At 70.1% G+C, this 13169-nt stretch carries 16 protein-coding genes; 9 read left to right on the forward strand and 7 right to left on the reverse strand.

Features of this window, described 5'->3' with window-relative positions; all coding sequences use genetic code 11:
• Nucleotides 1-7 precede the first annotated feature (7 nt).
• Nucleotides 8-787, reverse strand: coding sequence for an SRPBCC family protein (locus RJT50_RS12955; RefSeq protein WP_313691855.1), 780 nt, complete (start codon nucleotides 785-787; stop codon nucleotides 8-10).
• A gap of 191 nt (nucleotides 788-978) precedes the next feature.
• On the opposite strand from RJT50_RS12955, the gene RJT50_RS12960 reads away from it, so the two are divergent.
• Together RJT50_RS12960 and RJT50_RS12965 are read left to right on the forward strand one after the other, a co-directional pair.
• Nucleotides 979-2175, forward strand: coding sequence for a molybdopterin molybdotransferase MoeA (locus tag RJT50_RS12960; RefSeq protein ID WP_313691857.1), 1197 nt, complete (start codon nucleotides 979-981; stop codon nucleotides 2173-2175).
• The gene (locus RJT50_RS12965) at nucleotides 2172-2903 is read left to right on the forward strand and encodes a nucleotidyltransferase family protein (protein WP_313691858.1); all 732 of its coding nucleotides are present in this window, start codon (nucleotides 2172-2174) and stop codon (nucleotides 2901-2903) included. The genes RJT50_RS12960 and RJT50_RS12965 overlap by 4 nt, the downstream gene beginning before the upstream one ends.
• 150 nt (nucleotides 2904-3053) lie before the next feature.
• On the opposite strand, the gene RJT50_RS12970 is transcribed toward RJT50_RS12965, so the two are convergent.
• From RJT50_RS12970 to RJT50_RS12985, 4 genes are all read right to left on the reverse strand, one after another.
• On the reverse strand, nucleotides 3054-3359 hold the full coding sequence (locus tag RJT50_RS12970; RefSeq protein ID WP_313691859.1) for a DUF8011 family protein: 306 nt from the start codon (nucleotides 3357-3359) through the stop codon (nucleotides 3054-3056).
• 275 nt (nucleotides 3360-3634) lie between these two features.
• Entirely contained in the window at nucleotides 3635-4318 is a 684-nt protein-coding gene (locus tag RJT50_RS12975; RefSeq protein WP_313691860.1) for a class I SAM-dependent methyltransferase, read from the reverse strand.
• Between the two features lie 117 nt (nucleotides 4319-4435).
• Nucleotides 4436-5083, reverse strand: coding sequence for a helix-turn-helix domain-containing protein (locus tag RJT50_RS12980; RefSeq protein WP_313691862.1), 648 nt, complete (start codon nucleotides 5081-5083; stop codon nucleotides 4436-4438).
• A gap of 77 nt (nucleotides 5084-5160) precedes the next feature.
• Nucleotides 5161-5811 (reverse strand): HVO_0476 family zinc finger protein, encoded by a 651-nt coding sequence (locus tag RJT50_RS12985; protein WP_313691864.1) that lies wholly within the window; start codon nucleotides 5809-5811, stop codon nucleotides 5161-5163.
• Between the two features lie 401 nt (nucleotides 5812-6212).
• Here RJT50_RS12985 and RJT50_RS12990 point away from each other — a divergent pair, with 401 nt between their 5' ends.
• The 3 genes from RJT50_RS12990 (at nucleotide 6213) to RJT50_RS13000 (ending at nucleotide 9409) form a co-directional block, all read left to right on the forward strand.
• Entirely contained in the window at nucleotides 6213-7169 is a 957-nt protein-coding gene (locus RJT50_RS12990) for a thioredoxin reductase (RefSeq protein WP_313691865.1), read from the forward strand.
• Nucleotides 7170-7268: 99 nt separating this feature from the next.
• The gene (locus RJT50_RS12995; protein WP_313691866.1) at nucleotides 7269-8465 is read left to right on the forward strand and encodes an ABC transporter substrate-binding protein; all 1197 of its coding nucleotides are present in this window, start codon (nucleotides 7269-7271) and stop codon (nucleotides 8463-8465) included.
• Between the two features lie 68 nt (nucleotides 8466-8533).
• Complete coding sequence (locus tag RJT50_RS13000; protein WP_313691867.1) at nucleotides 8534-9409, forward strand: ATP-grasp domain-containing protein; 876 nt, start codon at nucleotides 8534-8536, stop codon at nucleotides 9407-9409.
• Nucleotides 9410-9479: 70 nt separating this feature from the next.
• Here RJT50_RS13000 and RJT50_RS13005 read toward each other — a convergent pair whose 3' ends face one another.
• Entirely contained in the window at nucleotides 9480-9842 is a 363-nt protein-coding gene (locus RJT50_RS13005; RefSeq protein ID WP_313691868.1) for an Hsp20/alpha crystallin family protein, read from the reverse strand.
• Nucleotides 9843-10086: 244 nt separating this feature from the next.
• Between RJT50_RS13005 and RJT50_RS13010 the strand changes: the two genes are divergently transcribed.
• From RJT50_RS13010 to gcvT, 4 genes are all read left to right on the forward strand, one after another.
• Nucleotides 10087-10260, forward strand: a complete 174-nt coding sequence (locus tag RJT50_RS13010; RefSeq protein ID WP_313691869.1) for a zinc ribbon domain-containing protein — start codon at nucleotides 10087-10089, stop codon at nucleotides 10258-10260.
• A gap of 99 nt (nucleotides 10261-10359) precedes the next feature.
• Entirely contained in the window at nucleotides 10360-11409 is a 1050-nt protein-coding gene (gene gap / locus RJT50_RS13015; protein ID WP_313691871.1) for a type I glyceraldehyde-3-phosphate dehydrogenase, read from the forward strand.
• 124 nt (nucleotides 11410-11533) lie between these two features.
• Nucleotides 11534-11740, forward strand: coding sequence for a glycine zipper 2TM domain-containing protein (locus RJT50_RS13020; protein WP_313691873.1), 207 nt, complete (start codon nucleotides 11534-11536; stop codon nucleotides 11738-11740).
• Between the two features lie 120 nt (nucleotides 11741-11860).
• Nucleotides 11861-12964: a glycine cleavage system aminomethyltransferase GcvT gene (gene gcvT, locus RJT50_RS13025; RefSeq protein WP_313691874.1), complete on the forward strand. Its 1104-nt coding sequence runs from the start codon at nucleotides 11861-11863 to the stop codon at nucleotides 12962-12964.
• Here the strand turns inward: gcvT and RJT50_RS13030 are convergent.
• Entirely contained in the window at nucleotides 12865-13152 is a 288-nt protein-coding gene (locus RJT50_RS13030) for a hypothetical protein (protein WP_313691875.1), read from the reverse strand. The genes gcvT and RJT50_RS13030 overlap by 100 nt on opposite strands.
• Nucleotides 13153-13169: the final 17 nt, after the last annotated feature.

Consider the following 13169-nt stretch of genomic DNA (forward strand, 5'->3'; position numbering starts at 1 on the left):
GATCCGTTCACTTGGACCGGCCGAGCAGCCGGCTGATCAGGCCACGCTTCTCCGAGTCGTCGTCCGATTCGTCCGCCGTGTCGCCGCCGGCACCGTCCGTCCCGTCGGGCGGCACCGCGTCGTCCGTCGCGTCCGTGTCGCCCCCCGCGCCCTCGGTAGCCGCCGCGTCGTCCTGCTCGTCGTCGGCGACCGCCGTGTCCGCGTCGTCCCCGCCCGCTGCCTCCGCCGCGTCCGCCTCCTCGAGCTGGAGCTCCTCCAGCCGCGACTGGATCGAGGAGAAGAACTGCTTCACGAGCCGGTTCGCCACCGGGTTGATGACGCGCTGTCCCATCCCGGCGACCTTGCCGAACACGTCGGCCTGCGTCTCCCAGTCGACCTCCACGCCGTCGTCGGTTTCGGCGAGCTCCATGCCGGAGGACATCTCGAAGGAACTGTCGCCGGAACTCCCCTCGCCGGAGGCGCGCATCCGCGGCCGCTCGCGCTCGTCGATCGTCACGACCGTCTCGAACGTCGGGTTCACCGGGCCGACGCTGATCTGGACCAGCGCGGCGTACCGCTCGCCCTCGCGGAACGCCCGTTCCTCGATCACCGCCGGGTCGCCGGTCGGCTCCCGGTCCTCGCCCTCGGCACGATCGGCGAGCGAGTCGAAGTCCACGTCCTCGCTCTCGACGTGGAGCAGGAACTCACAGCCGGGCAGCGAGTCCGCGATCAACACCGGGTCCGAGAGCGCGAGCCATACCTCCTCGACCGTCGCTTCCTCGAGTTCGAAAGTTCCGTTGAATTCCATCTGTCGGTCCTCACCTCCTGACGGCACGTGCCAGGCGAGTGCATGTCATTCTCTCACTATGTCATCAAAAATCTTTGCAAACTCGGGGTCGGCCCGGGGATGTAACCCTGACAGCTTACTTCCCAGTGGCGGCGAAAGTGGTCTCACGCGACCGGGCCAAGACCTATGTCGCCGCTGGGCCGAGTGCGGGCATGGGCGGCACCGGTCTCGTCACACGATCCGCGGCGGTCGAATCGCTGCTCGACCGCCGGCGGGAACTGCTGGCCGGCCGCGACGCGGAGTCGGTCACGCCCGACGTCGTCGCCGGGCGGACGGCGGCGTCGGCCGTCACCGCTCCCGCTTCCGTCCCGTCCGCCGACTTCGCCACGATGGACGGCTTCGCGTTCGCGTCGGGCGACGAGTATCCCCGCTCCGTCGTCGCCCGCGTCGACCCCGCGGGCGATCCGCCCGCACTCGGCGTCGGCGAGGCGGTTCGGGTCGCCACCGGCGCGCCGCTGCCCGCGCGAGCCGACGCGGTGCTCCCGCGGGAGGACGCCACCGTCTCCGACGCCGGGCTCACCGGCCCGTCGCTCTCGCCGGGAACGAACCTCGTCCGGGCGGGAACGACGGCGACCGAGGGCGAGGCGCTCTTCGAGGCGGGCGACCGGCTGGCCCCCCGACACGCGGCGCTGCTCCGCGACGTCGGCGTCGACGAGGTGGCCGTCCACCGTCGGCTCTCGGTCGGCATCCTCGCGACCGGCACCGAGATCCACGAGGGGACACAGCCCGACCGTGACTCGGACGTGCTGGCGAACCTCGTGCGCGAGTGGGGTCACGCGCCGACGCTGCTCGGCGCGGTGCCGGACGAGGAAGCGGCAGTGTACGGGGCGATCGAGCGCGCGGCTGACGCCCACGACCTCGTCCTGACCTCGGGCGGCACCGGCGGGAGCGAGGGCGACCACGTCGGGACCGCCCTCGCGGATCACGACCGGCTGTTCGCGGGCGTCGCGCTGCGTCCCGGCCGCCCGACGACCGCCGCGACGGTCGGCGGGACGCTCGTCTGCGGGCTCCCCGGCAAGCCGCTGGCGGCCCACACGGCCGCGACGCTGCTCGTCCGGCCGGCGCTCACCGGGGAGACGCGGCTGCCGACGGTCACGGTCCCCGCGACGAGCGACGTCGACCTCCCCTCGCCCGACCGCGAGTACGCGGTTCCGGTCGCGTTCAGCGACGGGCAGGCGGAACCGGTCGGCCACGAGGACTCGGATCGGCCGCTGTACGGCACCCGATTCGCACCCGGCCGCGTCGCCGCGACCACCGCGATCTCGCTCGCGGACGGATTCGTCCTGACGACCGAGCCGTTCGAGTCGGGCGACTCCGTCGAGGTGGTCCCGTACGAGGTGGTCGAGTGAGCGACGACGGGCCGCCGGTCGTCCCGGCGGAGTCGGCCGCGGAACCGCCCGATGACGGCGGTGACTCGTCGGTGTTCGGGGTGATACTCGCGGCGGGGACGAGTTCCCGCTTCGGCGACGAGAACAAACTGCTCGCCGAGATCCGGGGCGAACGGCTGGTCCGCCGGGCGGTCCGAACGATGCTCGGGACGGACCCCGGGACCCTGGCGGGCGTGATCGTGGTGCTGGGTCACGAGGCCGCCACGGTCCGCGAGGCGCTCGCGGGCGTGGACGCGAGTGCGGACGCCGCGGCGAGTGCGAACGCTGACGCGAGTGCGGATGCCGACGCGAGTGCGAACCTCGACGTGACGTTCGTCGAGAATCCGGACCATCGAGCGGGCCAGTCCACGTCGGTCCGCGCGGGGGTCGACGCGGTCGCGGACGCCGGCGGCGACGCTGCGGTGTTCCTCCCCGGCGACATGCCGTTCGTCGCTCCCGAAACCGTCGAGCGCCTCGTGGCCGCCTACCGGGCGGACGCCGGCAGCGCCATCGCCGCGGCCTATCACGGGCGGCGCGGCAACCCGGTGCTGTTCGACGAGCGCCACTTCGACGCGCTACGGGCGGTCGATGGCGACACCGGCGGCCGGGCGGTGCTGCTGGAGAGCGGTGGCGGAATCTTACTCGACGTCGCGGACGCCGGCGTCCGAACCGACGTCGATACCGCGGAGGATCTCGATCGGCACGGGTAGGTCGACGTCGCCGGCACCGTGAAACAGCTCCCGGAGCGACGCCGTCGCTCCCGTGCAGCGTCGGCGGTCGGGCCGAGCGCGAACCGCTCGATTCGCGTCGTTCCTCGTCCGTGATCGCGCCGTTCGTGATCGTGGCGACCGATGGGATCGCTACCGCGGTCCCACGATGAACTCGGGAGCGACGACGATGGTGACCACCAGACACAGCAGCAGGAGGATCGCCGTCACGCGGAGGATGCCGGCCGCTCGGCGTCGATGCTCCGGGAGGGACTCGGCGATGCCCGACAGGGCGGTTCCGCCGATCATGAAGGGGAGCCAGTTCGCCGAGGACGCATCGCCCCGGACCACGTTGTACGCGTAGAGGCTCGAAAAGACGAACGTGCCGGCGAACATGACGATCGCCTGGCGGCGACCGGACGGCTCGCTAAACAGCACCTGGCTGATTCCGGAGGGCATGGGCCGTACTGACCGCCCGCACCCATAAGTAGGTACTCGTCCTCGACCGACTGGTGTCGAACGTAATCGTCCCGACCGAGTGATGTCGAACGTAATCGTCCCAACCGAGTGATTTCGAACCCTTCACGCGGCGATCGCCTTCCGCAGCCGTGCTGAATCGAAGCGCATCCCGGATCCGTGATCGGGGCGACGCGGCGGGGGACGAGACTGCCCGGTGCGGAATGCAGGATCGGCGGACGAGCCACTCGTGGTCCGGTCGGGGGCCTCTCACGCGTTCATTCGGTCGTGGAGCGCCCGTCGGACCTGGTTGCGACCGCGACGTAGTTCGTCCCGAGCGCGACCCGTTCGACGACCGCCGTGTCGTCGAACGACCGTTCCAGCGCCGCGAGAACGTTATGTTCGTCGTTCCAGTTTCCGAACGCCCGATAGAAGCGCCGGATGAGCGGGTTCAGCAGTCGACCCGGGCCGGACGGGACGAGCCGGATCTCGTAGACGGCGAACCGGGCGCCGGGTTCGAGCACGTCGTGGACGTTCTCGACGGTCGCCGGCACGTCCGGCGTGGAACTCACCGCGGTGGTGGCAAGCGCGCCGTCGAACCGCTCGTCGCCGAGCGAGAGCGCCGTCGCGTCGGCTCGAACGGCTTCGACGTTCTCCCAGCCGTGCGTTTCGATCCGTTCGGTCGCGCGCTCGACCATCCCGGGACTGAGATCGACGCCGATCACGCGACCGTCAGCGCCGATCGCCTCCCGGAGCAGTTCGAAGTTCGTCCCCGGTCCACAGCCGACGTCGAGGACGGTATCGCCCGGTTCGAGGTCGAGTCGGGCCACGGCGTCGCCACGAAGCTCCCGCGTGTCCCGCTCGTAGACGCGCCAGAACCGTTCCCGGGCGCTCCAGAAGTCCCACTTGCGCCGATCCTGCTCCAGCTTCGATCGCCGGTCCGAGGTGGCCCGTCCGTCCATACTCCCGCTTCGTCGGCCCCGGGAACAGTGGTTTTCCCGATACCGTTCGCCACTTTATAAGCAAGGAGCTGTGGCGGGCGATCGCGTCACGGTTCGGGCGAGCGGACGGCCGGCGGCTCAGGGGGTCGTTCCGAGCAGCTGACCGACCGCACGTGCCGCTCCCCGACGCAGTAGTTCCGAGGCGGTCGAGACGGCACAGTCGAGTTCCGTCGCCACGGCCTCGATACCGTTGCGGCGCGGCACGTCGAAGTAGCCGAGCTCCCAGGCGACCTGCAGCGCGTCCCGCTGGCGGTCGGACACCGACGTCCCGAACGACACGACGTCGTCCCCGAGCTGCAGTATCTCGATCGAAACCCCGTCGGGAACCGACTCCGAGAGTGCCTTGAGATCCTCGGGATGGCCGACGACGGTCATCCGCATCGTTCGATCGGAGCGGAACTCGATCGGCGGGACGATCACGACCGTGTCCTGCGCGAGCGAGTTCAGCATCGACGTCCCCGCCGGACCGAGTTCCCGACGGAGGTAGACGAAGAACCCGTCCTCGTCGGGCGTGATGTCGTACTCCAGCACCGATTCACGGTCGGCCAGCAGGGGCTCGAACGCGTCCGGATCCCCGTACACGAAGGAGCTGATCGTCTCGACGCCGTCGGCGGACTGTCCGCCCAGTATGATCTCCCGGTCCAGGTCGGGCGAGTCACACAGGCCCCTGTGGAGGGGGACGAGCGCCTCCTCGCCGAACCGAAGCTCCACGCGCATCGATCTCATCGGCCACGACGTGGACGCCCGGCGGCTTAAATGGCCGATACAGTTCGGGGCCACCGAGGACGCTCCCGCGGCTCGGACTACCAGGCCGACCAGGCGGTCGTCGTCTCGTCGCGGGCGTACACCCGCTTCACGTCCTTGGCGAACACCATGTCGCCCTCGTGGTCGAACTTCTCGCGGCGGTAGCCCTCCGCCTCGTCGCGGACCTGCACGCCCTCGATCTCGAACTCGTCGTCGCCGAACCGCTCGACGTCGCCGACGACGAACTCGAAGTCGCCGGGGACGTGGACCTTCAGACTCCGCGTCTCGTCGTGTCTGCCGTCCTTCGGGTGGACGGTCACGTTCACGCCGACGTTGTCGACGACGCGGGTCCAGACCGTCTCGACGTCGCCGAGCTGGGCCTCCTCGACGCGCCGTTCCTCGCCGAGTTCGACCGTCGTCACGCGGACCTGCTGGATGGCGGCCTCGGTGTCGACGACGAACTCGTCGCCGACCTCGACGGTCTCCTCGGGGTTTGCCGCGAGCGAGGTCGGGTACGACTCGCCCTCCTGGGAGACGATCACGTCCACGTCGGTCGTGGCGGGCCGCTCGATCTCGATCTTGTGGGTGTGCCCGCACTCGGTACAGCGGACGGTCGCGTGTCCGCCCGGCTTCAACACCTCGTGGGCCGTCCGCGCGTTGCAGCCGGGACAGTCGGCCGGCACGCGCTCTCCGGCGTCGGAATCGCTCATGGCCCCCCTTCCTGCTCGCGGCGTATAACGCCTCGTTTCTGTCCGCGCCGGTCCGTCCAGCGCTCGTCGCCATCCACGCGCATCCGGTCCGAATGTAGCCCATCGCGGAACCACGGCGACCGTCGAGCCCCACAGTCCGGGAACGGATCGGTCGATCGAGCCGTCCGGTCCCGATCGACCGGTCCGAAGCCCGGAACGACGGCCGCCCCGGGCTCAGGACGAGGGCCGGCCCTGCGGTCAGGACGAAGGCGGGATGCGGACCGGAACGACTTTGTTCATTTAGGCAGGCCTAAAGAACATGAGACGCAGATCGGGACGATCGCGTCCCCCGGTGGGAGTCGACGATTCGATGGACGGGCGGCGCGTGACGGACGCCGGCGGCGAGGTCGTCTGAACGTCCGATGGCACCGAACGAGACTCGCTCCTCCGAGGCGGTCGTCGTCGTGGGCGGCGGCCCGACCGGAGCCACCGCCGGCGTGTTCACGGCCAGGTACGGACTCGACACGGTCGTCTTCGACCGCGGCGTCTCCGCGTTGCAGCGCTGCGCGTTCCTGGAGAACTACCCGGGCTTTCCGGGCGGCATCGACGTCGGGACGTTCTCGGACCTGTTGTGCGCCCAGATCGAGGCCGCGGGCTGTACGCTGATCGAGGACACGGTCACGTCGGTCACCGACGCGCCCGACGGCGAGGGGTTCCTCGTCGAGACCGGGGACGGCCGTCGCCTCGAAACCGACCGCGTGGTCGCGTCGGCGTGGTACGACGGCGACTACCTCCGGCCGCTCGGCGGCGACGCCATGTTCGAGACGCACGACCACGGCGACGGGGAGCACGAGCACTTCGACCCCGACTACGCGGACGACGACGGCCGAACGCCCGTCGAGGGCCTGTACGTCGCCGCCCCGGCCGGCCAGCACAGCGTCCAGGCGGTGGTCGCCGCGGGCCACGGCGCACACGTCGCCAGGTCGCTCCTCGCGGACCGCCGGGCCGACCAGGGGTATCCCGACGGCGTCGCCCCCCGCTACGACTGGATGCGCCGGGACTCCGAGTTCGCCGGCGAGTGGGGCGACCGGGACCGCTGGCGCGAGTGGTACGAGTCCGAAGCGGGGACGGACCACGACCTGGACGAGGAGCGGTTCGTCGAACTGCGCGAACGCTACATCGATCGGGCGTTCGAGACGCGCGTCCCCGACGAGGAGATCGAGGAGCGCTCGCGGGAGGGGCTCCGCAGGCTCGTCGAGACGTTGGGGCCCGAGCGCGTCCTGGACGCGATGGACGAGGAGACGGTTCGTGCCCACGTCGAGTCGGACGAGGGGGACGCCGACAGTTCCGACGGGCGGGACGCCCCGGACACGACCTGAGCGTCGCCCGCCGCCGTCCTCGCTCGTGGCACTGCTGGCCGTGATCGTCGGACGGCGAAAAGTCGAAACCGATTTATGCTTTAGGCCGGCCTAAACATCATGGACGGCAAGTCACGGAACGGGTCGACTCGACGCACGTTTCTCAGAGCAGGCGCGACGATCAGCGTCGGCGGGCTGACGGCCGGCTGTGCCGGCGGGACCGACGCCGGATCGACGCCGACCGACACCGAGGAGGCGAGCACTCCCGAGCCGACCGAGGCGGAGCCGACGGGGACCGGGACGGACACGGCCACCGAGACGGACGGGTCGTACTCGGTCACAATGGAGCCGGTCGGAACGGTCGAGTTCGACGCGGTGCCCGAGTCGTGGTTCCCGTACACGGCCGATTACGCGGACATGGGCGTTGCGCTGGGACGGGCCGACGGGCTCTCGGCGATCGGCGTCGGGGCGCGGTTCGGCTCGCACCTCTACGAGGAACTCCCGGGCGTCTCGGTCGACGATGGCGAACTCACGGAGCTCTGGCAGGACGGCACCGGCAAGGAGATCTTCTACGAACTCGACGCCGACGTCCACGTCATCGACCCGAACTTCATGCTGAACCGGCTCCAGTGGAGCCGGGCGGACGTCGACGAGATCGCCGAGAACGTCGCGCCGTTCTTCGGAAACACGGTGTTCTCGCGGGTGTACGGCTGGCACGACTACGCGGACTACTCGATGTACGAGGCGTTCGAGAAACTCGCTGCGGTGTTCCAGGAACGCGACCGCTACGAGGCGTTCGCCGCCTACCACGACGAAGTGATCGCCGACGTCGGGTCGCGACTCCCCGCCGAAACGCCCGACGTCGCGGTGCTGTACCCCGCGGGCGTTCCCCCCGAGTCGTTCTACCCGTACCGCATCGGCGAGGGGACACAGTCGAAACACTGGACGGACCTGAACGTCGGCGACGCGCTGGCCAAGAACGACGTGACGGACGCCCAGGCGGGCGGCAGCACCCTCGACTACGAGGCGCTGCTGGAGATCGACCCCGACGCGCTGGCGATCCGCCTCCAGGGCGAGATCACCGACGAGTACTTCCAGTCCGAGATCGTCTCGCACCTCGAATCCCACGACGTGGCGAGCGAACTGACCGCCGTCCGGAACGACCGGGTCATCTACGGCGGGCTGACCTACCAGGGACCGATCGTCCACCTCTTCCAGCTCGAATCGGCCGCGCAGGGGCTCTACCCCGACGAGTTCGGCGGCGAGCGGCTGTTCGACCGACGGCGGGTCGCCGACATCGTGAACGGCTCGGTCTGAGCCCGACGACCGCCGGTCACCCGGCCGCAGTACGTACTGTTATGCTCCCGCAGTCACACCTTCACGGCGTGACAGCGGAGCGACGCCTCGCAGTGACGACCCGCGCGGAGACGTTCGACAGGCTCGCGGGCGCGTTCGCCCAGCGGGGCATCGAGGTCGTTCACGTCGACCCGAGCGAGCGCGTCACCTCGCTCGAGGCCCCCGATTTCCCCGACGTCGACGTCGGCTGGGTGTACCCCTCGCGGGCGATGGAGGGCGCGGTGCTGGACGCCCACCTCGACGTCCCGTGGGTGAACGGGCGGGACGCGGTGTTGCGGTCGCGCAACAAGGCCGGCGTCCTCGCCGCGCTCGGCGCGGCGGACCTGCCCGTCCCCGAGACGACGCTCGTCTCCAACCCGGTCGAGGAGGCCGACGTACTCGCGGCCGCCGAGTCCGTCGGCTACCCGCTCGTGGTCAAGCCGAACTCGACGACCCGCGGCGTCGGCGTGACGAAGGTGGCCGACCCCGACTCGCTCTCGGGCGCGACGGACTATCTCGACCTCGTCCACGACTACCGGGCGACCGGCGACCGGTCGTACCTCCTCCAGGAGTTCCTGCCGGACGCGCGCGACTACCGCGTCATGGTCGTCGACGGCGAGTACGCCGGCGCCGTGGAGCGTCGACTCCCGGAAGAGGAGACGGCTGCGGGCAGGTGGAAGCATAACGTCCACCGCGGCGCGGTGGCCGAGGCGACGTCGGTGCCGGCCGACCACCGACGCCTCGCCGAGCGTGCCGCGGCGACGCTGGACGCGCCGCTGCTGGGCGTCGATCTGCTCGAAACGGACGACCGACTGGTCGTCTCCGAGACGAACGCGCGCCCGACGGTGGACGCGGAAGCGAAGTACGAGGCCGGCTTCCTCGACGATCTCGCGGCGCTGGTGAGGCGGACCGCCGCAGGTGAGTGAGTGCCGCAGGTGAGCGCCGGCGTCGACGACCCCGGGTCGAGAACCGAACGGTGGGTCGCCCGCGGTCGGATTACTCCACGTCGATGTCGGCCGACGGCTCCAGCGCGTCGAAGGTGACCTCGAGGACGCCGTTGTTGAACGACGCCGAGGCGGAGTGCTCGTCGACGCGGACCGGGAGGCGCACGCGCTCGTCGTAGCGGCGCGTCTCGCTGTCGGCGGCGATGGTGAGCGTCCGCCCGTCACACTGGAGGTCGACGTCGTCCTTCCCGACGCCCGGGAGGTCCGCGACGAGTCGGACCAGTTCGTCCTCGTGCTGGACCGAGACGTGCGTGTCCGTGCCGAAGCCGGCGTCGCCCGTGCCCGCCACGTCGTTCATCATCCGCTCGATCTCGTCGAAGATGTCGCCGAATGGATCGTCGCGGTCGTCCCGCATGAGCGGCCATAGCCCGGTGGCCCCGATAAGCCTTCTCCCCCCGGCATCGTTCGGGATACTCGTCGCGGCGTCGATCAGGATGCTCGCCGCGGCATCGCTCGGGATGTTCACCCCGGCGTCGTTGCTGGCTCCTACCCCACGACCGTGATCCGGTTTCGCTCACGCACGCCGTCTCCATCCCACGAACGGCAGCACGCGTCCGCCCAACGTCTTTCCGTGTCCGGGCACAAGTTCGGCCGGACCCATGAGCGTCCTGCAGCGGCTCAGAGACGTGCTCGTTCCGGACACCGAGCGAGGAATCGTGTACGAGTGTGCGAACTGCGGTCACGTCGTCGAGGAGCCGCGGGAGCGGTGCCCCGAGTGCGGTTCGACGGAGATCATCGAGCAGGAGGGGTTCGACATGCGACCCGACGGATAGCCGGTGTGGGCGGCGACCCGCCGGCGGATCGTGCGATCGGCGAAGGACGGACGGCGCGACGACTAAACAATTAAGACCCTCGACAGCAGTTATTCGGTTATGAGTAAATCGGATCTCTCCACGGGGGCGGACGTGACCGACCCGGTCCGCGTGGGGCTGAACGGCTTCGGCCGGATCGGCCGCAACGTCTTCCGGGCGGTCATGGACGACCCGCGGATCGAACTCGTCGGCATCAACGACGTGATGTCGGGCGAGGACATGCGCTATCTCGCCGCCTACGACTCGGTGATGGGCCGACTGGACGGCGTGAGCTACGACGACGGGAGCGAGGAACTGGTCGTCGGCGACTCCGCCGTGCCGGTGCTGGACGAGCAGGACCCGGCCGACCTCCCGTGGGACGAGTTCGACGTCGACGTCGCGCTCGAGTGCACGGGCGTGTTCCGCACCCACGAGGACGCCGAGCGCCACGTCGCGGCCGGCGCGGACACCGTCGTCATCTCGGCGCCGCCGAAGGGCGAGCAGCCGGTCAAACAGCTCGTCTACGGCGTGAACCACGACGAGTACGCGGGCGAGTCGGTCGTCTCCAACGCCTCCTGTACGACGAACTCGGTGACGCCCGTGGCGAAGGTGCTCGACGAGGAGTTCGGCATCGAGTACGGGCTGCTCACCACGGTCCACGCCTACACAGGCTCGCAGAACCTGGTGGACGGGCCGAAGGGCAAGACCCGCCGCGGGCGCGCGGCGGCGGAGAACATCGTCCCCACCTCCACCGGCGCGGCGAAGGCCGCGACCGAAATCCTGCCCCAGTTGCAGGGAAAACTCGACGGGATGGCGATGCGCGTCCCGGTGCCGAACGGCTCCATCACCGAACTCGTCGTGGACCTCGAATCGTCGCCGAGCGCCCCCGAGATCAACGACGCGTTCCGCGCGGCCGCAGACGAGGGTCCGCTGGCCGGCGTGCTGGGCTACACCGACGACGAGGTCGTCTCGCGGGACATTTTGGGTCTGCCGTTCTCCTCCTACGCGGACCTCCCCTCGACCAACACCGTCGGGGAGGACGGGCTGGCGAAGATCCTGACGTGGTACGACAACGAGTACGGCTTCTCGAACCGCCTGCTCGACGTGGCGGCCTTCGTGGACGCGAACTGAGGCCGGGCCGGCACCGGCCGTCGATGACCGACCCGCGGTCGCCGACTGACCGGCCGACGGTCGCAGATCCCCGGCGGGAAGTCACGGAGTAGTTTTATTCCCGATATTCACGTACCTCCCAGTCATGCGTGCGCGAATCAAGCGAGCGACGAGTCGTGCGAAGTACGCCGCGATCGGTGCCGCCGTCGGCGCCGCCCTCGGCGGGTTGGTCAGTCGAAACGCCGCGAGCACCGGCGGCGGCCTCGGCGCGCTCGCGGGCGCGGCGGTCGGCGAGCGGCGGAGCGGGATGGAATCGGCGATCGAGGAACTCAAGCAGCGAACCGAGTCCTGACCGTTCCCGGGCGGCCGATCGACCGCCACGAGGTGCCCCCCGAGTGCCCGGACCGGGGGACGGGTGAGCCGCTCGCGGCCGAGGGACAAGACATTACTTGCCACCTGCCGAGGCACGGGTATGACCCTACGGAAGCCGCCACTGCGCGAAGTCCACGCCGAGCGCGGCGCGTCGTTCACCGAGTTCGGCGGCTGGGACATGCCCGTGGAGTTCGACTCCATCCGGGCGGAACACCGGGCGGTCCGCGAGGCGGCCGGCGTGTTCGACGTCTCCCACATGGGCGAGATCGAGGTCGTCGGGCCGGACGCGACGGCGCTGTTGCAGCGGCTCACGACCAACGACGTGACGGAACTGGAGCCGGGCGAGGCCCAGTACGCGGGCATCTGCCGCGAAGACGGCGTGCTGCTCGACGACACGGTCGTCTACCGCCTGCCGGACGAGCGCGCCGGCGACGCCGGGCCGGCGTACCTGTTCATCCCGAACGCCGGCCACGACGAGCAGATGCACGAACGGTGGGTCGACCACCGGAACGACGCCGACCTCGACGCGGAGGTCCGCAACGCCACCGAGGACTGGGCGATGTTCGCGGTCCAGGGCCCCGAGGCACCCGACGTCGTCGCGCGCGAGGCGACCGCGGACGTGCTGCCGCTCTCCAAGTTCGAGGCGACGTTCTCCGAGGTCGCCGGCGTCGAGTGCTGGGTCGCCCGCACGGGCTACACCGGCGAGGACGGCTTCGAACTGCTCTGTCCCTGGGACGAGGCCGAGACGGTCTGGTCGGCGTTCGCCGACGCCTGCGAGCCGTGCGGGCTCGGCGCGCGCGACACCCTCCGCATCGAGCAGGGGTTCCTGCTCTCGGGGCAGGACTTCCACCCGGAGGACGAGCCGCACACCCCCTACGAGGCCGGCATCGGCTTCGTCGTGGACCTCGACACCGAGTTCGTCGGGCGCGACGCGCTGGCCGAACAGGACGAGGTCGGCATCGAGGAGTCGTTCGTCGGCATCGAGCTGCTCGAACGAGGCGTCGCCCGCCACGGCTACGACGTCACCGACGAGGACGGCCACGTCGTCGGCCGCGTCACCAGCGGCACGATGAGCCCCACGCTCGACAAGCCAGTCGCGCTCGGCTACCTCCCCGTCGGACTCACCGACCCCGGCACGACCGTCAACGTCGTCGTCCGGGGCAGCGAAAAGCGCGCGAACGTCGTCACCCCGCCGTTCAACTGAGGCCGCCCCGTTCGAAACGAGGTCTCGTCGAGCACCGTCTCGACGACGGCGAGGACGGCGAACGCCCCGACGAGCAGCGGGCTTCCCACCAACCCGTACTGGAACGGGTGGACCGTCAGCGCGAGCAGCATGATCGCGCCGACGAACGGGATCAGCGCGACGAGGCTCGTTCGCGTGCGACGCTCCATGTTCGACCCAGAGATTC

Source organism: Halobaculum sp. XH14, from assembly GCF_032116555.1.
Classification (GTDB): domain Archaea; phylum Halobacteriota; class Halobacteria; order Halobacteriales; family Haloferacaceae; genus Halorarum; species Halorarum halobium.

Bases quoted from the DNA above. Each gene is read 5' to 3' on its own strand.
- RJT50_RS12955 (WP_313691855.1), bottom strand. From the start codon at position 787: ATGGAATTCAACGGAACTTTCGAACTCGAGGAAGCGACGGTCGAGGAG.
- RJT50_RS12960 (WP_313691857.1), top strand. From the start codon at position 979: ATGGGCGGCACCGGTCTCGTCACACGATCCGCGGCGGTCGAATCGCTG.
- RJT50_RS12970 (WP_313691859.1), bottom strand. From the start codon at position 3,359: ATGCCCTCCGGAATCAGCCAGGTGCTGTTTAGCGAGCCGTCCGGTCGC.
- RJT50_RS12975 (WP_313691860.1), bottom strand. From the start codon at position 4,318: ATGGACGGACGGGCCACCTCGGACCGGCGATCGAAGCTGGAGCAGGAT.
- RJT50_RS12980 (WP_313691862.1), bottom strand. From the start codon at position 5,083: ATGAGATCGATGCGCGTGGAGCTTCGGTTCGGCGAGGAGGCGCTCGTC.
- RJT50_RS12985 (WP_313691864.1), bottom strand. From the start codon at position 5,811: ATGAGCGATTCCGACGCCGGAGAGCGCGTGCCGGCCGACTGTCCCGGC.
- RJT50_RS12990 (WP_313691865.1), top strand. From the start codon at position 6,213: ATGGCACCGAACGAGACTCGCTCCTCCGAGGCGGTCGTCGTCGTGGGC.
- RJT50_RS12995 (WP_313691866.1), top strand. From the start codon at position 7,269: ATGGACGGCAAGTCACGGAACGGGTCGACTCGACGCACGTTTCTCAGA.
- RJT50_RS13005 (WP_313691868.1), bottom strand. From the start codon at position 9,842: ATGCGGGACGACCGCGACGATCCATTCGGCGACATCTTCGACGAGATC.
- RJT50_RS13010 (WP_313691869.1), top strand. From the start codon at position 10,087: ATGAGCGTCCTGCAGCGGCTCAGAGACGTGCTCGTTCCGGACACCGAG.
- gap (WP_313691871.1), top strand. From the start codon at position 10,360: ATGAGTAAATCGGATCTCTCCACGGGGGCGGACGTGACCGACCCGGTC.
- RJT50_RS13020 (WP_313691873.1), top strand. From the start codon at position 11,534: ATGCGTGCGCGAATCAAGCGAGCGACGAGTCGTGCGAAGTACGCCGCG.
- gcvT (WP_313691874.1), top strand. From the start codon at position 11,861: ATGACCCTACGGAAGCCGCCACTGCGCGAAGTCCACGCCGAGCGCGGC.
- RJT50_RS13030 (WP_313691875.1), bottom strand. From the start codon at position 13,152: ATGGAGCGTCGCACGCGAACGAGCCTCGTCGCGCTGATCCCGTTCGTC.